Here is a 25,268-nt window from a genome sequence, read left to right on the forward strand (position 1 = left end):
CTATTCGATTAGAAATTTATATTTAAGCCAAACATATAAGAGCGTGCCGTTGGATAAGAGGCCATCCAGCTATTGTCATAATTGAGCACCTCTCTGATATTAGAAATCGTATTCAGATTGTTGATGCTGGCGTTTATATCAATACCATTTACACCCACCTTTTTAGCAATTTTTTGCGGTAATTTATAGCCGAAGGTGATATTTTTCACCTGCACATAGCTCACCTTTTTATAGTACCCGTGCCCCAATGGATTGAGATAGCCCGGTGAAACAATCGTTGCATTAGAATTCTCCGGTGTCCAATAATTTGCATCGTGTACATAGTTAGTAATTCCGAAAGTCCAGGCCCCAAGATTGGCCATGTGATCGTCGCGCCAAACACCAAAAACACCAGTAATTAAAGCAGATGCATAAAAATTTTTGTACGAGAATCGGTTGGCCAAAGAAGCTGTGTAACGTGGATTTTTAGATCCGATAACCACTCTGTCACTGGTCTCTATCTTGCCGTTACCATCGCGATCATACAGCTTGGCGGCCCCAGGAGCTGCCCCGTCAACAGTAATGGTTTCTCCATTTTGCCATACACCGATCATTTTATAATCGTAGAATACTCGCAAGGGTTGACCAATAAACCAATTATTAGCAATATCATCTATGCCATCCCCCCTTAACTCGACGATTTTGTCACGATTTAGAGAAAATACAGCAGTCGTATTCCATTGGAAATTTTCGCCTTTAACATTCGCCGAATTTAAAGTGACCTCAATCCCTTTATTTTGAGTTGCACCAATATTGTCCCAAATTCGATTGTACCCATTCATAATAGGTACGGTACGGGTCATCAACAGATCTTTCGTTTTAGAAAGATAGGCATCAATAGTTCCGCCAAACCTGTTGTTAAACAGTTGAAAGTCCAGCCCAAGATTTGTCGAATAGGTCGTTTCCCATTTCAGATTAGGGTTCCCCACACCATCACCAGCCAAATATGCTGTAGTCACCGCAGTGCCATCATCGCCCCAGATATATTTTACATTGGAATATAGGCGGTCTAAGGTGCGATAGGGTGTAATCGCCTGGTTACCGTTGGCCCCGTAAGAAAGACGGATCTTCAGCATGTCCAGCCATCTGACGTTATCTTTCAGAAAACGCTCTTCTCCAATTTGCCATGCTGCCGCCGCCACAGGGAAGAATGCGTATTTATTGTTGATACCAAATACCGAGGCTCCGTCTGTACGTCCGGTCAAGGTTAATAGATATTTACCTTTGTAGGCATAATTTATCCTGCCCATATACGACAGCATAGCTGATTCTGACAACGAAGCACTGTTGGAAACAAGACGGCTGGCCGAACCGATCATAAAGTATTCGGTGTCATCGGTTACAAAACCAGCTCCGCTTTGTCCCGTCGACCAGCTTTTTGTTTTTTGCATACTGAATAAACCGGTTACATCAAAACGATGATCGCCGATCTGCCGCTCATATTTAAGCAAGTTCTCCCAGGTATAATCGTTATAATTAGAATTGTTAATGGAAGCGCTTCCTCCGGCTTGTGTACCCTGATCCCTGCCTTCAAAGGTGTTGCGCCCGTAATAAGTTCCTGTAAATCCATTCCGATAATTATAGCCAAAATTTGATCGTAAGGAAAGACCTTCTATAGGCAACAAAATATTGGCATATCCCGAAAGAAAGAAATTGTTATTATATCTATCCTGAATCGCATTGACGTTACGCATCGGATTGACGATCAATGAGTACTCCATAGGTTCAGGAACATACTTACCAGATTCGTCCTTATAACTACCATAAGGACTTTGCTTAATGGCATGCTCCAAATTTGGTGTAATGCCACCGTCACTTTTTCGGGTATATTGCAACCCTATACCAGTTGTTAGCCATTTATTAAAGGTCTGATCCACATTTGTGGTTATATTTAAACGTGACAACTTGGAATTATACACTACACCTTCTTGATCTAAAGCTGCAAGGGCAGCCATATATTTTGTGTTTTCAGTACCCCCGGAAATGCTCAATTGATGATCCATGGTCAAAGCTTTCCGAAAGACGTAATCTTGCCAATTATTGGTAATGCCTTTCGCATAATTGCCGCGCTCTGTTACGCTAATAATATCCCCGGCGATAGGATCTAATAGCGCTCCAGTATAGCCTTGCCTAATTCGGGCAATATCTTGTTGGAAGTGGATATATTCATTTGGTCCCATGACATTGATACGCTGCATAGGCTCGGCCATGCCGATCAAACCTTTATAGTTTACTTGCGCTCTACCTAGCGCTCCCCTTTTGGTTTGTATTAAAATAACACCATTTGCTGCTCGAGAACCGTAAATAGCCGATGCGGAAGCATCTTTTAGGATAGAAAGGTTTTCAACGTTATTGGGATCAATATCTGCCAAGGATCCGCTGTAGGGAATACCATCCAAGATAATGAGTGGACTATTATTGGCCGATATTGAATTTTCGCCCCTTATCAACAAGCTTTGCGATGCCCCTGGCGCAGCTTCACCGGTGGTAATGGAGAAACCGGCCACCTGTCCCACCAAGCGATCCATCAGATTGGAGGTCGATACCATACCTAGCTGCTCTTTTCCGACGACAGCCAAGCCTCCTGTTAGATCTTTTTTCTTGGCTGTACCATAACCGACCACAACGACCTGATCCAAAACATTCGTTCCAGACATTTTCACATGGATGACTCCTGATGGATTGACTTTTATTTCCTGGCTATTGAAACCAATATAGGTAAATAGTAGCGTAGCCGTGGGAGCCGCTTGGATAGTAAAATTTCCATTTGAATCGGTCTGTACACCATTTCTCGCTCCCTTAATCATGACCGAAACACCTTTAAGTGCTTCTCCCGCATCGTTAGTCACCTGACCCTTGACTTGCATTTGATCTGCTGCTTGCGAATAAGCGTAATTGGATGCCACCGCCAATAGGGTAGCACTCATTATCCAGCTCCTGAGCCAGATATGTATCTTTTGTATCATTGATTTATAATGGTTAGTTTAAAATTACTTGTGTTCTTTACTGTCCCTTTCTCGTAGAGAACATATATTTGAAATAATTATGCTTCAATAGGCTTGGACTAATTTAACTTCCGCAACGCTTCGATTTCCGACCTATTGACGAAATACAATATTCCAAAAAGTAATGTCATTGGTTTTTGTAAAGTTGGGATTACCCTGCGCGAGCCTGATCACGTGGTCGGGAATAATTTTCATACACATATTTTCCTTTTTAAAATTGGTTAAGACAAAACTATACTGATCACCAATTCATAGGGTTCGTTTTTGTACGAAAATGGTTTGATTTTGTACAAAAGGCAAAAACAGGTGTTTTTGCCTTAAACAAATAAGATTGCGAGCAATTGCATTACTAATTTTTTATTGCCATTACATGATCTAGAACTACCGTATCACTTCGTTGCACATCAATAGCTTCACCCTGCCCTTTATACAGGATGTCTCTGAAACTGGCCTGGGAAATACCGCTGGCTTTTATAGGTTGATGACTGATGACATTCCGCACAAACAAACCTTTCACATGCTCGGCATACTCAACGACTAGGCCTTGCTTTGCCAAGGGACTGATGACCATATTGTCAATAAAAACATTGCTTATCCGGAGTTTACCTACAGGCATAATCCGAATAGAACGGTGTGAAATTGAATAAAAGTCCTGCCAATTCTGGAGATAAATAGTCGAAATATTGTCGATTTCACCCCTGTATATCGAACCACTGACCACATTGACATTTTCTTCTCCAGCTCCCACTCCAGTATCTGTCAAACCGATGTTAATAAAATCGTCTCCACTTCTTCCTCTACAATTTGCAATAAGAATATTTTTACAGCCAAAACGTATGCCCATCCCATCTTGGTTTAAGATCTGTTGGTCAGTTCCATCCACATTCACGGCTTGCCTTACGTTAAAAGTAATATCGCTTACCTTACCATTTGTACAGCGCTCTAGTACCAATCCATGCCCATGATAATCTTTCAATGTAATGCCACTAACCTCAAAAACATCGGTATAAGCCAATATAATGGCGTGATTACGCCAACCACCCTTTTGATTCATTCCGGGTTTGCCAGCATCAGTGCCGTAAGATTGGTCAAATCTGCTGGGATTTAGCGATAGTGTTTTATTATGATCGCCGGTAGCTCTTGGATGATCAGCTCCTTCTAGAAGGACATTACCTTTTCCAATGATCTTGATGTTTTTTAATGGAGATATAGTATTGATTCCCAGTCCTGCATTCGCAGAACGAATAAAATTATCCCGACATTTATCAGAAAGCTTAATGGTACAGTTATTCAATTCAAGTTCAAAATCACCAGGAAGTAAAATGGCCTGATCAATGAGCCAAATACTTTTTTTAGCTATGGCGTCATACTTCGGTATGACTACTTTTCCGGTACTATTTTTTGCCGCATTTATAGCCCTCTGTATTCGCTCAGACTGCGTTCCAGTTTTATAATTATTAGGGCTGATATAGATTTCATCTACCGCTTGGTTGAGAGCTGCTGTCAACTGCAACACATTACATAAGCAAATAAAATAGCTCAAGAGAAGAACTCTTCTAAAAATTATTATTTTCATCATCGTTAGAATTGGTTGTTTTTTATTTATTCCCGCTGGAAACTTTCTTCTTAAAGTCTGAAGGGCTCAGTTCAAACTGTTTTTTAAAACAGACACTAAAGTATTTGGCATTGTTAAACCCGGTCTGATAAGCAACTTCCGCAATGGTCAAATCTGATTTCTCCAACAGATAAGCGCTTCTTTTCAAGCGCATATTCAGAATAAACTCTTTGATCGACATGCCCACAATATCGTTTATCTTTTGATATAGAATGGTTCTGCCCACGTTCATGTCGGCCACAAAGTCCTCTACGGAATAACTGGCGTTAGCAATGTTTTCTTCAATGACCTGAATGGCCTTAACTAATAGCTCCTCGTCCATCGAGGTGACGGTAACATTGGACGGATCCACTTGAAAATGTTTGCTGTATTTTTCTTTTAATTCCTGCTGGTTTCTTAAAATGGTTTCTGTTTGTTGCAACAGATAGTCAATATGAAAAGGTTTATCAATAAATACATTTGCACCAAATTCCAATGCTTTTATTTTATTCTGATTGTCATCTCCGGTACCCGAAATCATAATAATGGGAATATGGCTAGTCTTGAAGTTTTGCCTTAGGCTACGACAAACATCCAGACCGCTCCGATTAGGCATGATTAGATCGGTAATAATGAGCTGCGGATAGATTTTTTCAGCTTTTATTAACCCCTCTTCTCCGTCACTTGCCGCATATACATTATATTTTTCAGCCAGACGTTGTTCCAAATAACCCCGGAGTTGTTGGTCATCTTCAATGAGCAGGATATTATCTGTTTTTTTTATGGAGATAGCCCCTGTTTCGGGCGTTGCAATATCCTGTGTGATAATATCGTCAATTTCAGAAACGGTGTAATCGTATACGTTAGGTTGCATGTCGCCTGCCCTGGCCTGTTTTCTTAAAGGTAGGGAAATGGTAAATGAAATTTTATCGGTCTTATTGACCATCCATATTTTACCCTCAAGCACCTCTACCAGTTCTTTCACTATGGCAAGTCCAAGTCCTGAACTTTCTTCAAAAGTTGGCCGATGAGAAGATAGGCGATTGAAAGAAGTGTAAAGCGTCGCTATCTGTTCTTCCGAAAAACAATCGCCGGTATTTATAACTTCAATGGAAATGTATTCGATTTCTGTCGGATCTAAGGAAGAAAACCGTTCTTTTTCTTCGGGCGTGGCGTTATAGATACGTACGCCCACATAACCATTATCGGGTGTATATTTTAGGGCATTTGAGAACAGATTAGTCAATATTTTTTCGATAACATCATAATCAAAGGCAACATATAAATTGTCCTTGTACGCGGAGATATGGGTTTCAACGCCTTTTTTATTGGCGTAGAGCTCAAATAGGCTAAATATATCCCTTACAAAATTGATAAAATCACCAACCTGCGGATTGAGCGTAATTTTTTGGCTCTCAATTTCCCGAAAACGCAGCAATTGGCTAATCATGCGTTGTATTCTGGTGACATTCCGCTCTATTAAATCCATGTAAACCAAAGCAGTATCATTGGCCACAATAGTCTCTTTGAGTTGCTTAAGCGGCTGTAATACCAAGGTTAGTGGTGTTTTTAGATCGTGCGAAATATTGGTAAAAAAGTCGATACGTGCCTGATTCAGCTCTTGCATATTGTGTTCTCTTAAACGCTCAAGTGCCAACCGCTCCTTAAAAACTCTTTTATCACTATAATATCGCATAATAAAAAACAGCAATGCAAATGCAAAAGCTGCATAGAAACAATAGGCCCACCAGGACAAGAAAAATGGGGGATCGACGTGGATGTATAATCGTGATATTTGATCCCCCCATAGCCCATCATTGTTGGAAGACTTGATTTCGAAGGTATAATCTCCGCCCGGGAGGTTGAGAAACTGTACAGATTTTTGGTTGGGATGACTAATTTGCCAATCTTCGCCAAGCCCTAACATCCGATAAGCAAACTGATTCTTTTCGGCAAATAGATAGCTATTCGCCGAAAACTTAATTTCGACATTAGACTGATTACTAGAAAGCCTTATCTTATCTCCCTTTTGGTTGGACAGGCTTCCAATGTCTTTGGACAAAATCGACGATCCGTCATCAGGTTTCACCAAGGTATTGTTCACCAGAAATCCTGTAAAGAAAACTTTTGGTTTTTGCGGATTTTTATTAAGGTACGTAGGATCAAAAAGTAAAAAGCCATTGGTGCCGCCAAACAGCATTTCGCCTTTAGAAGTTTTGTAAGCAGCATGTATATAAAATGAACCGATATTATCTTCCTGGTAGAATCTCGCTTTTTCAAATTTCCTGGATTTCAAATCGAAGAAAAAAAGACCATCACTGGTACTTAACCACACATTTTTCGTAAAAGCATCTTCTAAAATACCGAATACCATTTTTGCCGGAAAACCATTACTTGCACTATAATTGATATACGTTCCGTCTCTTTTGAGCACGTTTACACCTTTCCCTAAGGTCCCTAGCCATACATCGCCATTCGAAGCCACGGCATAACTGCACAGATTATTTACAGAATAGGAAGCATCCTTGACCATATAGTGCTTTAAAACGGTTAGCGTATGGGTATTTACGACAAAAAATCCCTGATGGCTAATTAAACAGAGCTGGTTTTGATTATTCACATATAATGCTTCTATTTCTAGATTCAACTTATTGCCTTTGGAATCCTTGATTCTAACCATTTCTATCGGACCTTGCCGGTTCTTGCGATATAAAAATGATTTGTCGGGATCTGTCATCCACCAGTTACCTTCCTGATCGTTTGCAAAATCATACACCGTCAGCAGTTGCTGGCTTTCCGGAGAGCGGAAATCGAAACTACTGAAACGCTGATTGTTTACATCATAACTTCCAATTCCACCATTATAGGCAGAAATTAACAGGCTCTTGCTTGCTTCGTCAAACTTAAGCCGCTTAATCATATTGGGACTTGGCCCCCTATCCTGCGACTTTTCGGGATGGATAAACTGATCTTTTTTCCTATCCCAGTAATTTAGGCTCCCCCCTTCTGTACCGATCCATATATTTCCAAGATGATCTTCCTGAAAACTACTGACAATGGGATGATTCAGACCGCCAGGGCTCGGTTTAAAGTAACGTACTCTCGAATCGTAAAGCGAGCAATAGGCGATTTTACCGCCGTAAGTACCTATCCAAACACCCTGATCCGGATCGGGATAGATTGTCCAAATGGAGTTATTGGGCAATGAATAAATATCGTTCAGGTTCATCCGCAAGGTGCTGCTACCTTCATTGGCGGGATCATAAAGGAATAATCCACCCTGGGTAGCCACCCAGATCACCCCAGTTTGGTCTAAGTACATTTTTTTCGTTAAAACGAATGAATTTCCAGCAACGGCTACCGGAATTTTCTGCTTTAAATTACCTGTCAAATCTGTGACATGTATTCCTCCCCGCGGTGTTAAAAAGTAATATAGCCCACGGTATTCAACTACATCGTTTACCTGATTTGCTGTATTGCTAAAATCCGCAAACTGAACAAGGCGCTTTTTAGACATTTCTACGGTATGTAAGATTGCATCTTGCGTTAAAAATACCTGGTCTTTGACACTCAATATATTTTGAAAAGACTTGTTTTTGGGCAACAAAAAACTTTCTATGCGTTCATTTTGTGGATTATAGCGGAGTAAACTATTTTCCGAGAGCACGTAAACTTGACCATCATGATGTACACAAACTGAACGAATTACTCCGGGGACAACGATATGAAATGAAAACCGTTCGTAATTAAATTTTAACAAACCCTGCCCCGACGCTAAAAATAGATTTCCTTTTCTATCGCAAATTAAAGAACCATAGCCCCATTTCTGCTTTGGCTTCATCGCCGAAACGATATCGTTTAACTGATAAAAGCTATTGCCATCATACATAAAAAGTGCATCGGGTCCGGTATACCACATACGTCCTAAACTGTCTTTGGCAATGCTTTGTATACCGCCATAATACGAAGTTTCGGGCATGAGGTGAAACCGGTATCTCGAAAGATCAATACCGAGAACACATTGTCCCCAGAAAATAAAAAAACAAATTATTAGACTGTATTTATTCATTTACAGATGTTTCTAAAGCTGCTTACAGTTTAATCAGAGATTTACCGATACGAGTTGCAATCAAAATGCTCAGCGATATTATTTACGAACAGTATTCCGTTAAACTACGATTCTCATTTTATTATACAAAGAGTCACGTCCAAATTATGGCTTAAGTTCTTTTTCAGCAAGTGAAATCCAAATCAATCAAAAAACGCCAATCTACTTAAAAACAGGAGTAGGAGACAAATTTATCTTCGTTTGTTGCTTGTTTTTTAGTTCGAATATCACCAGTTCATTGTGGTCGGGTAATAAATAATCTGACGGGATTAACAATGACTGTTGTTTTTCTTCTTCCCAATAAGACCCTAAATATTTTTGATTTATCCAAACTTCTCCCATCCCCCACCCTGTCATATTAAGATACTTGCTTTGTGACGGATTAATTTCGAACTGACCTTGGTAAAAACCGGGGCCACTAGGGGGTGCACTTCGTTCAAAAATCAGATTTTTAAGTGGATAATTACGTGCATCCAAGGGGATCATTTTCCAGTTATGCAGTTCGTTTTCAGCTAAAGTAACCGCACCAAACACCCCCTTTGAATTGTCTGTAATTTCTGGCCCATAGGTGATTCGCCCGATATTCTCCACATAAAATTGAAGTATATGTGTGCCCGAACCCGTTTTAATCACCAGTTTTCTATCTTGATCCGTCAGAGTTCCCTGTAACATGCCGTCCACATAGACCACCGCATAATCGCGTACATTTTCTAATGCTAGTTCTTCACTTTCGGCATCCGTAGTAATCTCGGTCTGATAAAGCACATAGCCAAATTCGACGTTCAAATCGTTAAAAGATAACGGACTTTCAGCCTCGACGGTTTTTTTATAGATCTGTGATACTCCGGCTTTCCATTCTACCATCACTTCCTGTGCCTTTAGGGATTGCCCTAACAAAAACGCTGTTAGCGTCCAGATAAATGCTCTTATCATCGTTTAACTCTTCTTTATTTTATTAAAAATGATTGAATAAAAGTCTCATCCACGGCAACTTGTGGCGAGAATTTCGCACTTTTAACATAGTTATCCATACTGTACAACAATTGTTGGGTGGCCGGGCGATTATCCATATCGGTCTTTGTATCTAATGCCATTACCAGAAGTTTTCCGCCGTTCAGTTGGGCTTCGAAACCTATACCTAATTTTTGGTTGTTATCATAGCTGTCAATGACCTGTATAAACGGACGAAGTTGTTGTGGGGCATCTTGCATTTCAATTACTTTTGCATGATTAAGGATATCCCACCATTGCCAATCAGTATGGTATGAAGTAAGGAAATCTTTAAACATGCCCTGTTGATGATGGACCAGGTTGCCGATCGTCATTGGTGCCCAAGCAAACATAATAGGGTTCCAAAAATGATTATGAAATAGTGATTTTCGACCTTTTATTTTGTCTGGCGAAGCATAGAGAACCACCGTTTTTCCCTGAGCCAGCTGGCTTTTTGCAACATCATCATAGACATCGGTGTACAAAACCTTATCTGTAGACTGCATCAGATTTTGATGTTTGGGATATACCCAAATGTCCCAGCTATTTTTAATAGAATCATTAACTGCAAGATGAACAGTAACCTTTTGGCTGCGGATATTTTTTAGGGGAACCTCAAATTCACCCACCGGCGATACATTTTCGTTGGCAATGGTTTGCTTTTTAAGCGTACCCTTTTGCAATACACTGCCTGCGGTATCCGTCAACCACCATTTAATTGTGGCATTTTCGAGTACGGAATTGCTAAAGTTATACACTTCCGCTTTACCTTTAAATGTTTCTGTATTGAAGAAACTGCTTTTTTCGTACCGCAGTAATGCGACAGTGGGCGCGCAAAACTCGCGGAATTTATCGGCAGTAACCAGTCCCTTTGAGTCCCAGAAGGGATCAAAAATACCGACTGGAGCGTAGCCTTGCCCTGGAAAATCGTTCATCGACAAGAGCTGGAAACCAGCGGATTTACCCGAGCGCAATAAGGCTTCGATAACGGCTTTGTATTCCAGTACCGTCAGAGCACCAGATGCCCTAAAGAAATCTTTTGCCTGATCCAACATACCATTCTTTTGCAATAGGTCTCGAAAAACCTCAAAATTTCGCGCCTCCACGGGGCTGTTTGCATATTTCTTTATCTCATCAAAATTTGGGTAGATACATCGTTGTCCCGACTCGTGCGAGATCACAGGCACATCTACATCAGATTCCATATTCTTATCCCAGTCGGTGCCGGGTAGCCCCTCATAAACCTTCACCGCACCTTTGTTGGTTTGTTGGGATACGTAATATTGATCTGACTTAACCCGTGTTCGCGCAGTAGAACCACTATACAAATGGCGGGGATCAGCTTTTCTACCTTCGGCAGTTAATTCCTCAATAAAGTCGAAATTGCCTGTAATTTCATTGCCATTGCAGTAAAGAACAAAAGAAGGGTGATTGCCATATTCTTTTAAAATAGCTTTAATTTCCCGGCGAAAAAAGTTATATCTTGCCTCGTCCGGTTCGGCATCTTTGCCCCACATAGGCATTTCCACCTCAAAATATATTCCATGTTTGTCTGCCATGCGAAAGGCAGCAGCCGGGGGGCACCAAGAATGGAAACGTAAATGGTTCATGCCGTAGTCCTTCATCAGCATCATAATTCTTTCCCAAGAGCCATCATCAAGCGGAGCATGTCCTGTTTTTGGAAAAACCGCATTTTCTACATTACCTCGTAAATGTATCGGATGATTATTGAGCAGTATATGATTTTTTCCCTGCTTTACTTCGCGCATACCAAAGGTGGTCGATTTCTCATGCGTATAGCTATTGTTACCATCGGAAGTATTCAACTGGCAGCTAATCCGATAGAGATTTGGGTTAAACTCATCCCACAGTTTAATGCGTTTACCTAAGGGAATATTGGCCTCTACAATATTTACCGAATCAGTACTTACGATGGCAATTTGATGCTTGAGGCTGTAGTCTGTTCCAGAGATAGCAAAAGATACCTTACCATTTACCTGCTTTTTAATCGTATTATTTACCTTTAACTTTACTTTTATAGACTGATCGGCTATGTTGGGATATACCTGAAAATCGTCGACGTAGACCGGATCTAAGGCCAGCAGTTTCATATCCCCCAAGATGCCGTTCCAGTTAATTTGCGTAAATTCTGTATGTGCATGATTCCATTTGTGCGTATTGTACTGAAATCGATTATCGATACAAATGGTAATGCGATGCGTCTTTCCCGGTTTTAAAAATGCACTCAGATCGTGGTTGTGCGGCACGCTGACATAATCGATGCTGCTAACTTCTTTGGTGTCTACAAAAATCGAACTCAACCAATGGGTACGTTCAAAATAGAGAAATATTTTTTTCCCTTTCCAGTCAGCAGGGATTTCGATATCACGTTGGTACCATGCCGGACCCATGTATTCATATTTTCGGGTCAGACGGTCAATATATTTATAGGGAGTTTGATACCCTATATGATAATCATCTGTAATACCCGGAAGTTTAATCGTCCCTTGTAATACGTGATTATACCGAGGCGACAGCGAACCCCTACGAAAATCCATCACATCAGTCTGGAAACCCCAAGTACCGGATAAATCCACGACATCTTGCGCTTCCAATAACGTTGTATGCACTAAAAGCCACAGTAAACATATTAGTTTACAGTATTTGAATCTACCTGTTTTGTATATGTTCATTTTGTGATTTACTCTTTTCTCTACTTTCATTCATTTCTATAAATTATTCTCATAATATTCCTTTATAAGATACCATGCTTTCTTTCGATAACCTTGATCCGATACTAACCCTTTTCTATTCCATCCCCCTTGGTTAGTCGGATGAAAACGGAAAGGCGAACGGAAATCAAATAACACCCAAGGTGAAATTCCGCGTAGGTTTGGAATGTGCTTAAACATTTTCAAGTTGTCTTTGTATAAAGTTGCTTGGTAATCTTCACTCCATGAACTAGCAACATCCTTTTCGCCCGTCTTTCCATAAAGGGCCTCCCCGCCGAATTCGGAGATAATCAAAGGCTGCCCTTTTGCCACGTCCCATACAGCTTTATCAGGGGAAACTGGCCAATGGTGGTACCAGCCTAAATATTTATTCACCGCTACCACATCCAGCTCTTTAATGAAAGGGTCGTCCATGACAAAGATTTCTTTTTCTTTATTAAAACGAACCAGGTCAAAAGCAGCCGTAATAAGTCGTGTTGTGTCCATGGATCGGCATGTTGCAATCAAGTGCCTGATGAAAGCATTTCTTTGTTCGGAAGGTTGGGTTTCGTTAGCTACCCCCCAAAAGGTAAGTGCGCAACGGTTTTTATCACGCGCAATCATTTCACGCATCATTTTAACCGCTTTTTTCTTGGTCGATTCATTTTCAAAATCGATTCCCTGCCAGATGGGAATTTCCTCCCATAACATGAAACCCATTTTTTCTGCCATTCGCACGATATATTCATTCTGTGGATAATGTGCCAAGCGAATCATGTTACAGCCCAAAGCCTTAGCTTCACAAAGCAACATCAATGCATCTGACTGCGAAAAAGCACGGCCTTCACGTTGAGGTATTTCCTCATGAAATGAAATCGACTTCAGAAAAATAGGTTGGCCATTCAGCAAGATATCTTCCCCCCTCACCCCAATATTGCGAAAGCCGATCTCCTCTTCTATTTTGTCTGTTTGGGTAGATATCTTGACATGATACAATTTTGGTACAGCCGGCGACCAACGTTTGATTTCTGTTGATGTAAAAGACGTTTTTACTTCTCCAAAAGCGTTCGTCTCAAGTGTTCGTTTTAGTTGTAATTCTGGTATTTCGATGGTCACGAAAGAATTGGCCAACTTTTCTGAAAGTTTTACCTGAGCATTGATTTTATCGCTTTTGTTTTTGTCCAATTGGATAAAATAATCGTCAATAAAAACTTTCGGTGTGCTGACTAGAAAAACATCACGGGTAATGCCGCCGTAGTTCCACCAATCAAACGCCATTGCTGGAATGGCATCTATCCGACGGGTATTATTGACCTCAACGACCAAAAAATTATCATTTTCTTTCACAGCATCTGTTATTTCAACCTGAAACGGAGTGAAGCCTCCTTCATGTTGTCCGATCTCTTTGCCGTTGAGATAAATACGACAACGGTAACTTACAGCACCAAAATATAAAAACAGCCTATCTCCGCTTGCTTCCACTGCATCGAACTTACGGCCATACCAAATGGTACCTTCATAGTATTTAAGTTCGGACATCTGGCTGTTCCAATCCGAAGGCACGTTTAAACGAATACCATTTTCGAAAGCATATTCGTAGAAGTCGGTCTTGTTTTCCGGTTTTTTATTGAGATAAATTTTGTTTTTCCTACCCTGGTCATATAAATCGACAATGGCATCCCACTTACCATTTAATAATTGTACACGCCTACCATACACATTAGTCATATTTTGCTGAGCAACAAGATGAAATGCTAACAGATTAAAAAATAGAGACCATACTAAAGATAGATTGATCAGCTTTACCATAATAGATGTTATTTTTTTATACAATCTTCATTTTCTATTTCACCCGTATAACCGACAGTTTGGTCCATCCCTGCGGAGTTAACTCTTCATTGAGTGCGAGTTGAATTGCTGGTTTACTATCTTTTGTCGTATCCACAATGGCAACAGCCCAGCTGTAAATTCCGGCAGGTAGATCTATTTTTACTTTTAGGTTGTAATTCACACCAGCACCTTTCAACCATACAGAGGGTTCGCTCTGATGATCAATAAAAATCTTCTTCACATTCCCGCTAGCATCTAACAACGCAAAAGCTACTTTATATTTATAGTTCCACTGCGGAATATTATTTGGTAGGTAACCCCAGCCCATATTTTGCCAACGATGGGAAATTAAGGCTGCAGCACCGGAACGGATATCTTGAGGTAATTTGATCTGGTCCGGATAGACACGATATCCCCCCTCTGCAGTAAACCGTTGAACCAGATCAAAGGACTTAAACCAAGACTCGGTTTCCCCTCCCGCTCTGAAATCCATCATATTCACATGCGCTTCAGCCGACAAATCAAACTCGCCCTTCCTAACATCCTCGTCGTGCCCTTCTCTATATTTTCCACTGGGATCTGTCCAATAACGATGCTTGCCCGGAGCAATAATCCAGCCGCCCTCCATAATAATGGGACGTTTGAAGTTCCATTTCTTGGCAAAATTCTTTTCCCAGCTCTGATAATAACCTGTCATACCAAAAGCATCTTGGCGCAGACTATAGCCTTTATCAATGGCTTTATCCAATAAGCGTTCGCTGTTTGGATTTACAGCTCCCCAACTTTCGGGATGCCCTACCAAGCGGGTGATAGTTAATAACTAAAGGTACTTCGGTAAAGGCCTTAGCATATAAGTTGGTTACCCATTCCAAGGTCTCTTCCTTTATTTTTTCAGTACTTTCGGGAGTTGCTGTTTTCGGATCTTCATAAACTACATAATGTGCCTCGCCCCATTTTCCCAAGCCATACGCATCAATAAATGAAGTTTTTTCAGGGTCATTAAATTCTTGAGCTAAGGCGGTTATAAATTTGCTATAGTACTTTCTGAATACCGCATCCTGCGGATAGGGAGTTTGCCTATCTGGATGGTTTTCATTTTCCAGATAATATTTAGCGCCTTGATCAAAAACAAATTTGGGTGTATTTTGACCTTGGTCGCGACCATCAACCACAATGCGGAGCGCGATGGGTAGCCCTCTCTTCTGCGCCCCTTTCAGAAGCTTACCTATTTTAGAACTCGGATTATTCCAGGCATAAACACCGCCACTGGGATTCAGCGATGACCAACTTGTACGTACATAACATGCCGAAGCGTAATCAATGACTTTTACTTTTTTACCCAAGGCTGGCACAAAATATTCGATATCCCAATACGTATCATCTGCATTCCGCGGCGCATACATTACCCAGCCATTTAAAGGATTGCGCAAGACTGATTGACCATCGTACTTTGGCTTCAATAGGATATACGCAGAGTTGTTTGAATCGCTTTTATTTTTCTGAGAAAAGCCAGAAAAAGCGGATGTACAAAATAAGAGTGACAAAATACTTACTATACCATGAGAGATTATTTTCCTGTTTATCATTTCGTATCAGAATATATTATGATGTGTATTGGTGATTGGTTGCTGTTCCCCTTTTCCGCAGCCCATTACTACACTTTATCATTTATTGGGCTGGTTTAATAATAAAATGATTTATTGAGGTACGGTGCAAAAATAGCTATAGTCGATTGCTACGGGGGTACTGAATCGTTCAGAAATGGTTCATTTTTGTACAAAATGGCTCTAATCATCGCATTTGAAACAGCGGTCGATGAAATTAATGTAAAGGTCCTTAGTCTCCCATATTCTTGTATGCTGAATACGTTAGAAAACTTGCTGAACCTCATAGCGCTAAGATTCGGCACAAAACATGCTAAAAAAGACGATTTCACCCCCTTCTTTTGCTGTAAATCCCCTCGAATTATACAGTTTGTTGTGACGATAATTGTATTAACATAACTCAATTTATAACCAAAATTCTTATTAATGAAAAGATGGAAGAAGATTAAATCTCGTCTAGGAATTTTTATGTTTCTAATGACGGCAACTTGTTTTGCAGCCCTTGCTCAACAAGTTCGGGTACAAGGAAAGGTCTCCTCAGAAAATGACGGTACAGCTTTATCAGGCGTCACGGTAAGTGTTTTGGGAGGCACTCTTCGCGTATCTACGGACGGAAATGGTCGATATGTACTAAATGCCAGCAAAACGGCAACATTAGTATTTAGTAGTGTCGGCTATGCCCGCCAGGAAATTTCCTTGATCGGAAAAAAAATAGATGCCAACAACACCATCACCTTAGATGCTCAAATCAAACTAAACGAAAATGTTATTGATGATGTTGTTGTTACGGGTTTTGGACAACGTGAAAAAAGAGCGTCTGTCGTCGGCTCGGTAACCACAATTAATCCCAAGGAATTAAAAGGACCAACAAGTAACCTGACAACGATGCTTGCGGGAAGGGTTGCTGGTATGATTGCCTTTCAACGGAGCGGTGAGCCTGGATCTGACAATGCCAATTTCTTTATTCGGGGACTTGGAAGTTTCGGAACTGGAAAACAGGACCCGCTGATTCTTATCGATAACATCGAGTCCTCACCTACCGACATGGCCCGTTTGCAACCAGACGATATCGCGAGCTTTTCTGTGCTCAGGGATGCCAATGCAGCAGCAATGTATGGTGCCCGCGGGGCAAATGGTGTTGTACTGATCACAACGAAACTGGGGAAAGAAGGTGTTACAAAATTCGAATTCCGCACCGAAAGTAATATTTCTACGAATACGCGCAATTTTAAATTTGCAGACAACATCCGCTATATGGAAATGGCCAACGAGGCTTATTTAACTAGACCAGCAGATGCCGCCAGCGGACAAGGACTTCCCTATTGGCAGAACAAAATTGATCACACACGAGCCGGAGACAATCCGCTACTGTATCCAAATAACAATTGGATTGACCAACTCATAAAAGACTACACATTAAACCAGCGCAACAACTTAAATATCAGTGGCGGTGGAGCAAAAGCAAAGTACTATCTGTCGGGAACCTATAATATCGATAATGGTATTTTAAAGATGAATGGAATCAACAATTTCAATAACAATATCAAGTTAAAAAATTATTCAGTCCGTTCGAATATTGATATCAACTTTACGCCTACTACGGTTGGTATTGTACGGGTATACGCGCAATTTGACGATTACAATGGACCTATAGGTAGTACAGATGAAAACGGGAGCCGTATCAACGGCGGAGCAGCTACGTTCAGACGGGCAATATGGTCGAATCCTGTCATGTTCCCTGCGATCTATCCATCTTCGTATATGCCTTACATGAATCATCCTTTATTTGGTAATGCACTCAATAGAAATGGTGGTTTATTTGTAAATCCGTATGCCGAAATGGTCCGTGGTTATCAAGAGTTTAATACCTCTACAATAATGCCGCAAATCCAAATTAATCAAAATCTGAATGCATTGATTCCAGGTTTGAGCCTTACAGCCATGACTTACCTAAAACGCTATGCCTATTTTGAAGTAAACCGAAAATATAACCCTTTCTATTACACCGCATCTGCTGATGCCTATGGCGATTTAAGCCTGCGCGTCATGAACGATGGCTCACTGGGATCGATCGGTACGGTCGGTACCGAATACCTCGATTATTCGGAATCTGCAAAAGAAGTCAACTCGATGTTTTACGCACATGCAATTGCGAGCTATAATCATGCTTTTGGCAAGCACAATGTAGGTGCCACAGTCATCGGATTAGTTCAGAATTCATTGAGTGGAAATGCCGGAAACTTGCAACTCTCGCTACCTTCACGCAATATTGGTCTATCTGGTCGCTTTTCTTACAATTTCGATGATCGTTATATTGCCGAATTCAACTTTGGTTACAACGGTTCAGAACGCTTTGCCAAAAATCGTCGTTTAGGTTTTTTTCCTTCCTTTGGGCTTAGTTACAATATATCCAACGAAGCATTTTTTGAACCTGTCAAAGAGGTCATTTCAAAACTAAAAATTCGCGCCACGCATGGTTTTGCTGGTAACGATCAGATAGGCCGTTCGCAAGATCGCTTTTTCTATTTATCTGATGTAAATATGAACGATTTTCCGATCGCATTTGGTGAGCTTTCGGGCTATAACAGACCGACCATTGCCATTCGTCGTTATGCCAATCAGGATATCACTTGGGAACGATCGCGGCAGACAAACTTAGGACTTGAACTAGGCCTCTTTAAAGACCTCGAATTAAATGTAGATGTTTACAAACAGGTACGGAGCAATATTCTCACTGGTCGATCTTATATACCGAGTACCATGGGGCTGCGGGCTCCTATTGTTGCCAATACCAATAAAGCAGAAAGTAAAGGGGTCGATCTTACGCTAAATTATAATAAGAATTTCGGCGACAGCTGGTATATTCAGGGTCGGGGCACGATGACCTATGCAGTGAGCAAAAAATTGATTGTGGATGAACCTGCTTACAAAGAGGCTAGCCGCTATACGGTAGGAACTTCAGCATCCCAAGAGTTTGGTTACATCGCTGAGCGTCTATTTGTGGATGATCAAGAAGTACTGAATTCTCCTGTACAGTTCGGAAAACCAGGGTTGGATTATCTTGGAGGAGATATCAAATACCGTGACGTCAATGGCGATGGACAGATTACAGACCTAGACCGTGTCGCAATAGGTTACCCAACGACACCTGAAATGATCTATGGATTTGGTGGTACTGTGGGTGGAAAGGGCTTAGACTTTAGCTTTTACTTTCAAGGTTCTGCACGCTCTTCTTTTTTCATAAATTCTGAGAATATCTCTCCTTTCTATTTAAATGGTGGTTCACAAAATGGGCTTTTACAGGTCATTGCTGACAGCTATTGGAGTGAGGAAAACCGTAACCTTTATGCCTTCTGGCCTCGCCTAAGTGAAAACATAATTGCAAATAATAATCAGAGAAGTACCTGGTGGATGCGCAGTGGAGCTTTCTTGAGATTGAAAACAGTCGAAGTCGGCTATACTTTTAAAGAAAGTCTGATGAAACGTATCAGAGCGAAAAACCTACGGGTTTATGCCAACGGAATGAATTTATTTGCCTTAAGCTCCTTTAAGATGTGGGATGTCGAAATGGGAGGAAAAGGAATAGGTTATCCGATTCAGTCCGTTTACAACATTGGTTTACAACTGGGCTTTTAATGTTAACTACAACCGAGAAATAATGAAAAATAAAAATATGAAAAAGACAGCCACCTATTTAGCATGCCTCTTGTTTAGTGCTTTTGGTGTTTCTGCCTGCAAAGATTATATCGACGTCGTTCCAGACAACGTGGCGACAATTGACAATGCCTTTTCCTTACGAAATGAAGCTGAGAAATTTCTCTTCACTTGTTATGCATGGTTACCCAATAATTCGGATGCTCAAAGCAACATTGGATTTCTCGCTGGCGACGAAGTTTGGCTACCTGTCGCCCAACGTGAAATCTATCCGGCTAACAACTGGCGAATCGCGCGCGGCGGGCAAAATGTGAACCAACCGCTAGTAGACTCTTGGAGAGGTGGCTTATGGACCGCTATCCGAGATTGCAATATCTTTTTGGAAAATGTTTCTGATCTATCCAAAGTACCCGATCTCTCCGTTGACGATCGTTCGCGATGGATTGGAGAAGTACTGTTTCTAAAAGCATATTATCATTATTTGTTATTCCGTCAATATGGTCCAATTCCTGTGGTTGAAAATAATATATCACTTGATGCAAACCAGTCAGCTGTACGCGTAGAACAACGTCCTGTGGATGAGGTTGTCAATTACATCGTTACTTTGTTAGATTCCGCAGCGCAAAAAGCTGTCCCCTTAATTATTCCGAACAAAGCAGCAGAATTAGGCCGGGTGACTAAACCCATCATTCAGGCTGTAAAAGCTGAAGTATTGCTCACTGCGGCAAGCCCTTTATTCAACGGAAATACAGATTATCAGTCGATGCGAAATAGCAAAGGTGAACAGCTTTTCAATCCTTCATACGATGCCTCAAAATGGACCAAAGCTGCGGAGGCCGCTAAAGCTGCAATTGAATCTGCCGATGCAGCGGGTATCCGTTTCTTCCCTTTCAATAAGGCTGAATATGGGCAGTTTAAGATGAGCGATGCAACAGCAAAGGTGCTAGGCATTAATTTAGCTTTCAATGAGCGCTGGTCTGCTGAACACATTTGGGCAAACCCCAATTATCAGGCATGGAATATACAGCGAGATGCGATGCCGCTGTTAACTCCAGAGGCAGTGGTCGGTACAGCAAGGCAGCACCTCAGCGCACCGCTAAAAATTGCGGAAATGTTTTATACAAAAAATGGTGTACCCATCAACGAGGATAAAACGTTAGACTTTAACGATAAGTCAACCTTACGTGTGGCCACCGCTGCAGATCGCTACTATATCAAAGAAGGATATACCACGGCACGTCTAAACTTTGACCGCGAGCCACGCTTTTATGCTGACTTGGGTTTTGACGGTGGTATCTGGTTTAAGTTTGATACTAAAAGCCTCTCAGATGAAGACACTTATTATGTGCAGGCAAAGTTAAATCAGCCTGCCGGCGCGAATAACCATGGATGGATCAATGAAACTGGATATTTTCTTAAAAAATTAGTCAATTGGGAGCAAGCATTTAGCAGCAACGGAGTCAGTTATAAGTCCTACCCTTGGCCGAACATGCGGTTAAGTGATATTTATCTGATGTACGCAGAGGCATTAAATGAGGCAAATGGTCCTTCCAATGAAGTATACACATATGTAGACCGCATTCGTGAACGTGCAGGAATTCAAGGTGTACTATCTTCTTGGAGTCAATTTTCTTCAAACCCTGACAAGCCGACAACCAAAGAAGGTCTTCGCGAAATTATCCAACGCGAACGCATGATCGAATTGGCGTTTGAAGGGAAACGTTATTGGGACTTAAGACGTTGGAAATTGGCCGTCAAATACTTCAACCAAAACATTACCGGATGGAGTGTAAACCAAGAGGTCAGCGCAGATTACTACCAGATAAGAACCTTATTTCAGCAGACATTTGTAGCGCCTAGAGATTATTTCTGGCCAATTGCTCAAGGCGAATTAACCGTAAATCCTTCATTGACACAAAGTCTTGGATGGTAGCGCTTTTTAATTTTATCCTTAAAGTCATAACGATATGAATATAAACAGAAAAATGATGCAGGCTATATTTTTCTTCTGCATCTTATTCCAAAACTGTAAAGAAGAAATTCAGGTTGCCCCTGTCGTAAACAGCGCAGCACCAGGTCAAGTGAGTAATGTGAAAGTCGAAAACTTGGCTGGGGCCGCACGGATTACCTATACCTTACCAAAGGATCAGGATCTATTATATGTCAAAGCTGTCTACCAATTAAAATCGGGCAAAGAAATGGAGGTAAAATCCTCCTACTATAACAACTCACTGTTGGTGGAAGGTTTTGCAGATACAAATCCGCATCCAATTAAGCTCTATGCCGTAAATAGAAGTGAAGTCAGTTCGGCGCCGATCGAAGTCTCCGTAACTCCTTTAGAAAACCCGATCTGGAATACTTTCCGAAGTTTGGAGGCCATTCCAGCTTTTGGTGGCATTCGGATCACGGCTGAAAACGAGTCGGAAAAAAATCTAACGGTGATGGTGATGGTTGACTCCTTGGGTGAATGGGTGCCTTCTGTCGATAATATCTACACCTCCGCAAAACAGATTTCACGTACGATCCGCGGTTTTGCTCCTAATCCCAAACAATTTGCGATTACCGTAAGAGACAAGTACATGAATTTTACTGATACACTGGTCACCACCTTGACACCGCTGTTTGAACAGCCACTTCCAAAATCGAGGTATACTGCAGTTACATTACCGACGGATTCTAAACAACAATATTCTTCTACGGGACTTTCTAAAATGTGGGATGGGGACATTATTAACTGGCCCAACATATCGTTGACTGATGTCACTGTGAACGGTCCACAATGGGTTACATTTGATACCGGTAAGTTGGCCAAAATGAGCCGCATTGTGATCTGGGACTATCCAGAATACACCAACAGTGGCCGTATGTATTATTATGGTGGAAACGTGCGATTTTTTGAAATATGGGGTTCGGACAACCCGCCTTCGGACGGAAGCTGGAACAACTGGACGCGTTTGGGTACATTTGAAAGCAAAAAGCCCTCTGGATTACCTATGGGACAACAAACAGATGAAGATTACCAACTCGCCAATGCGGGTTTAAGCTTTGACTTTGATGTCAGTGCGCCAAAGGTGCGTTATCTGCGCATCAAGACTATTAAAAATTGGCAAGGATCTTCTTTTATGTCCATCGCCGAATTACAGGTTTATGGCGATCCACGTTAAGATCACTTTTTTATTATCAATTAGACTATGATGAAAGTACCACATATTAAAACATTCTTTATCATGCCCTTGCTTAGCATGGCCATGCTTTCTTTCCTTTGCTGTTCAAAGAGTGATGATTATAAAAAGTACCTGGAAGGCGGTGAAATTTCCTACACCGGCAAAATTGATTCCGTAAAGGTCTTCTCGGGTAAAGAGCGCGTCTATATTACTGGATTATTTATGGCAGACCCCAAAGTGGAGCGTCTCAAAATATACTGGGATAATCGGCAAGATTCGACTGAGGTAAAAGTCAATCGTACAGCAGGCGTAGATACCTTAAAAATTTCGCTCAAGATAAGCGAAGGGGTACACAATTTTGAACTTATCACCTACGACGCCCAAGGCAACAAGTCGCTAAGTGTATTTAAGACTGGCGTGTCTTATGGTGAACGATTTAGTTCAGGTCTTATCAACAGACCAATGTATGCTGTTGATTATTTCGCAGGAGATCAAAAAACCACCGTCAATTGGGGGGGGATCGATCTGACCAGCGGTGCTCAGTTTACGGAAGTGGAGTATACCAATACTTCAGGTAAATTGATTATACAAAGAGACTCCATTAAACTTGGCAAAAGCATTTTAGCAGACTTTATGCCTGGCAAACCACTGCGCTACCGTACATTATTTGTTCCGGATTCCTTAAGTATCGACACATTCTACACCAATTATTCCGCAAATATATCGCCAAAAGAGGTCTATCTAAAAAACATGAACTTTCCTTTCGAGACTTCGGCCATGGGCGGCGATCGCTGGGGTACACCGGCTGTGTGGCTTGTGAATGATGCGGCAAAGAACTTCAAGACAGCTGACGGCAAATATTATGGCGGAATTGAGATTCGGGATAAAAAAGCCTGTTTATCTTTGGAAGCCGGTTGGTGGCAATGGGCCTCACCCTCACCCAACTTAGCGCCGATAGTTAATGGTAAGATCTATCAAACAACCAACCTACAGCCCGGAAAATATCGTTTTACAGTCTCAAAGATTGACAAAGGCAGCGCAGGTGTCGTTCACCTCATCGCCGCAAAAGGCAATGCCTTACCCGATCAATCCGCCTTGAATACAGCCTTAGGCTTTCAAACCCTATCTGGAAGCAGTGCAATATTCGAATTTACCGTAACAGAAGCGGGACCTGTAACCTTAGGTTTTCTAGGAAACATGAATGGAACCGCTTCAGACGGCTCTTATTTTAAAGTCTCTGGCAATATGATCTTTGAAAAATTATAACCAAATAGATGAATAGATTAGTTTATTATGTCTTTTTTACAGCCTGCACTTTAGCAGGTTGTAAAAAAGCTACTCCCGAAAGCAGTATGGTAAAGCCTACGGAAAAAACGGATGATAGCGCGCTTGCTGAGCTTGGTAAATTAGCCTTTTCCAATATCACCACTACAGGTGCTATGATTACAGGAAAAGTGCTCAACAAAGGTGGTGCACTTGTTACCAGTCGTGGCATCTGCTGGAGTAAAGATCCGAATCCGACAATCGACAATAATCCGATGGAAGCAACTTCCAGTAAAGGTTCTGGTGAATTTAGTGTGGCACTAACATCCCTTGCCCCCTCGCAAACATACTACATTAGACCTTACGCCAAAAATAAGGGCGGAATTGCTTACGGCGAACAACAGGTATTGACCACTGCCGATATACAATCGGTTACCTTTGGCACTAATCCGATCTTTATTGTGGGATCATCAATGGCTTATTATGACGTTAATATTATTAGTAGCGGCGGTGGCGCCATTACGGAAAGAGGCATATGTTGGAGCCTACAAGAAAAACCGACTTTAAATGATCACAAAGTGACGAACGGTTCGAAAGGTACTGGAAAATTTAGGCTAGGTATAGTCAATCTTAATCCAAGCACGAACTATCATTTACGCGCTTATGCAATCAACGAAACCGGTGTAAGCTACGGTCCAGATATTGCGTTCCATACGATTGCTAAGGGTAAAGTAACTTATACGTTTAATAAAGCCGATAACCCTACGGCGCAACAACTTGCTGCTTATCAACGTTTGCAAGTAGCCCTCGACAGTGCAGTGTGGTATGTCAATAATTATACCTCTGCTACCAAACACATTTATCTCAACTACGATCCAGGCGTACCGACAGCCGACGCTAACAATGAGGGTTGGATGCGATTTGGTTCGGGTGAAGGATACCAAAATATCCGTACCATGTTGCATGAGATGAATCATACCTTGGGTACTGGAACGACCAGCTGGTGGTCGCAGGCCATTGTAAATGGCAAATATAGTTTGGGAAATGCCAACAAAATGCTAAAGATGATCACTTTAGATGAATCAGTCGTGCTTAGTGGCGATAGCATGCATTGGTGGCCTTATGGCTTAAATCAAAATTCAGAAGTCAGTTCTAGTTGGGACTACGTCTACAATTGCCTGATCATAGAAGCTATGCGGAAAGACGGTATGACCAGTCACAGTGGAGCTTATCAATAGCAAGCTAGCTGTATAAAAAGAGCAGAAATACAGGATTTCTCATGAGAGTTACTGTTTTTCTGCTCTAT

General features: G+C 41.3%; 13 protein-coding genes. 5 read left to right on the forward strand and 8 right to left on the reverse strand.

All coding sequences use genetic code 11. From position 1 onward, the window contains the following. Positions 1 to 8 precede the first annotated feature (8 nt). The 8 genes from QE382_RS19320 to QE382_RS19355 form a co-directional block, all read right to left on the reverse strand. Positions 9 to 3,005 carry a SusC/RagA family TonB-linked outer membrane protein gene (locus QE382_RS19320; RefSeq protein ID WP_307187354.1) on the reverse strand — a complete coding sequence of 999 codons (2,997 nt, stop codon included), beginning with the start codon at positions 3,003 to 3,005 and terminating at the stop codon, positions 9 to 11. Positions 3,006 to 3,393: 388 nt separating this feature from the next. Continuing rightward, on the reverse strand, positions 3,394 to 4,623 hold the full coding sequence (locus tag QE382_RS19325) for a glycoside hydrolase family protein (RefSeq protein WP_307187355.1): 1,230 nt from the start codon (positions 4,621 to 4,623) through the stop codon (positions 3,394 to 3,396). A 19-nt stretch (positions 4,624 to 4,642) separates the two neighbouring features. After that, positions 4,643 to 8,707 carry a hybrid sensor histidine kinase/response regulator transcription factor gene (locus QE382_RS19330; protein WP_307187356.1) on the reverse strand — a complete coding sequence of 1,355 codons (4,065 nt, stop codon included), beginning with the start codon at positions 8,705 to 8,707 and terminating at the stop codon, positions 4,643 to 4,645. A gap of 201 nt (positions 8,708 to 8,908) precedes the next feature. After that, positions 8,909 to 9,679: a glycoside hydrolase family 35 protein gene (locus QE382_RS19335; protein WP_307187357.1), complete on the reverse strand. Its 771-nt coding sequence runs from the start codon at positions 9,677 to 9,679 to the stop codon at positions 8,909 to 8,911. Between the two features lie 14 nt (positions 9,680 to 9,693). Then, the gene (locus QE382_RS19340; protein ID WP_307187358.1) at positions 9,694 to 12,366 is read right to left on the reverse strand and encodes a DUF8487 domain-containing protein; all 2,673 of its coding nucleotides are present in this window, start codon (positions 12,364 to 12,366) and stop codon (positions 9,694 to 9,696) included. 99 nt (positions 12,367 to 12,465) lie between these two features. Then, complete coding sequence (locus QE382_RS19345; protein ID WP_307187359.1) at positions 12,466 to 14,256, reverse strand: glycoside hydrolase family 2 protein; 1,791 nt, start codon at positions 14,254 to 14,256, stop codon at positions 12,466 to 12,468. A gap of 34 nt (positions 14,257 to 14,290) precedes the next feature. Further along, positions 14,291 to 15,025 (reverse strand): hypothetical protein, encoded by a 735-nt coding sequence (locus QE382_RS19350; protein WP_307187360.1) that lies wholly within the window; start codon positions 15,023 to 15,025, stop codon positions 14,291 to 14,293. Continuing rightward, complete coding sequence (locus QE382_RS19355) at positions 15,018 to 15,737, reverse strand: hypothetical protein (RefSeq protein WP_307187362.1); 720 nt, start codon at positions 15,735 to 15,737, stop codon at positions 15,018 to 15,020. Before QE382_RS19355 ends, QE382_RS19350 begins: the two co-directional genes overlap by 8 nt. A gap of 570 nt (positions 15,738 to 16,307) precedes the next feature. Here QE382_RS19355 and QE382_RS19360 point away from each other — a divergent pair. The 5 genes from QE382_RS19360 to QE382_RS19380 are packed head-to-tail and all read left to right on the forward strand — an operon-like array spanning position 16,308 to position 25,200. Then, on the forward strand, positions 16,308 to 19,517 hold the full coding sequence (locus QE382_RS19360; RefSeq protein WP_307187363.1) for a SusC/RagA family TonB-linked outer membrane protein: 3,210 nt from the start codon (positions 16,308 to 16,310) through the stop codon (positions 19,515 to 19,517). Positions 19,518 to 19,554: 37 nt separating this feature from the next. Then, on the forward strand, positions 19,555 to 21,468 hold the full coding sequence (locus tag QE382_RS19365) for a RagB/SusD family nutrient uptake outer membrane protein (protein WP_307187364.1): 1,914 nt from the start codon (positions 19,555 to 19,557) through the stop codon (positions 21,466 to 21,468). Positions 21,469 to 21,502: 34 nt separating this feature from the next. After that, on the forward strand, positions 21,503 to 22,699 hold the full coding sequence (locus QE382_RS19370; protein ID WP_307187365.1) for a DUF5000 domain-containing lipoprotein: 1,197 nt from the start codon (positions 21,503 to 21,505) through the stop codon (positions 22,697 to 22,699). A 27-nt stretch (positions 22,700 to 22,726) separates the two neighbouring features. Then, complete coding sequence (locus QE382_RS19375; protein WP_307187366.1) at positions 22,727 to 23,965, forward strand: DUF4998 domain-containing protein; 1,239 nt, start codon at positions 22,727 to 22,729, stop codon at positions 23,963 to 23,965. Between the two features lie 8 nt (positions 23,966 to 23,973). Then, positions 23,974 to 25,200 (forward strand): hypothetical protein, encoded by a 1,227-nt coding sequence (locus QE382_RS19380; RefSeq protein WP_307187367.1) that lies wholly within the window; start codon positions 23,974 to 23,976, stop codon positions 25,198 to 25,200. Positions 25,201 to 25,268: the final 68 nt, after the last annotated feature.

Source organism: Sphingobacterium zeae (assembly GCF_030818895.1).
Taxonomy (GTDB): domain Bacteria; phylum Bacteroidota; class Bacteroidia; order Sphingobacteriales; family Sphingobacteriaceae; genus Sphingobacterium; species Sphingobacterium zeae.

What these genes read in the sequence shown, in the direction of transcription:
- QE382_RS19320 (WP_307187354.1), bottom strand. Translation starts at nt 3,005, where the DNA reads ATGATACAAAAGATACATATCTGGCTCAGGAGCTGGATAATGAGTGCT.
- QE382_RS19375 (WP_307187366.1), top strand. Translation starts at nt 22,727, where the DNA reads ATGATGAAAGTACCACATATTAAAACATTCTTTATCATGCCCTTGCTT.
- QE382_RS19335 (WP_307187357.1), bottom strand. Translation starts at nt 9,679, where the DNA reads ATGATAAGAGCATTTATCTGGACGCTAACAGCGTTTTTGTTAGGGCAA.
- QE382_RS19380 (WP_307187367.1), top strand. Translation starts at nt 23,974, where the DNA reads ATGAATAGATTAGTTTATTATGTCTTTTTTACAGCCTGCACTTTAGCA.
- QE382_RS19325 (WP_307187355.1), bottom strand. Translation starts at nt 4,623, where the DNA reads ATGATGAAAATAATAATTTTTAGAAGAGTTCTTCTCTTGAGCTATTTT.
- QE382_RS19360 (WP_307187363.1), top strand. Translation starts at nt 16,308, where the DNA reads ATGAAAAGATGGAAGAAGATTAAATCTCGTCTAGGAATTTTTATGTTT.
- QE382_RS19345 (WP_307187359.1), bottom strand. Translation starts at nt 14,256, where the DNA reads ATGGTAAAGCTGATCAATCTATCTTTAGTATGGTCTCTATTTTTTAAT.
- QE382_RS19370 (WP_307187365.1), top strand. Translation starts at nt 21,503, where the DNA reads ATGAATATAAACAGAAAAATGATGCAGGCTATATTTTTCTTCTGCATC.
- QE382_RS19365 (WP_307187364.1), top strand. Translation starts at nt 19,555, where the DNA reads ATGAAAAAGACAGCCACCTATTTAGCATGCCTCTTGTTTAGTGCTTTT.
- QE382_RS19330 (WP_307187356.1), bottom strand. Translation starts at nt 8,707, where the DNA reads ATGAATAAATACAGTCTAATAATTTGTTTTTTTATTTTCTGGGGACAA.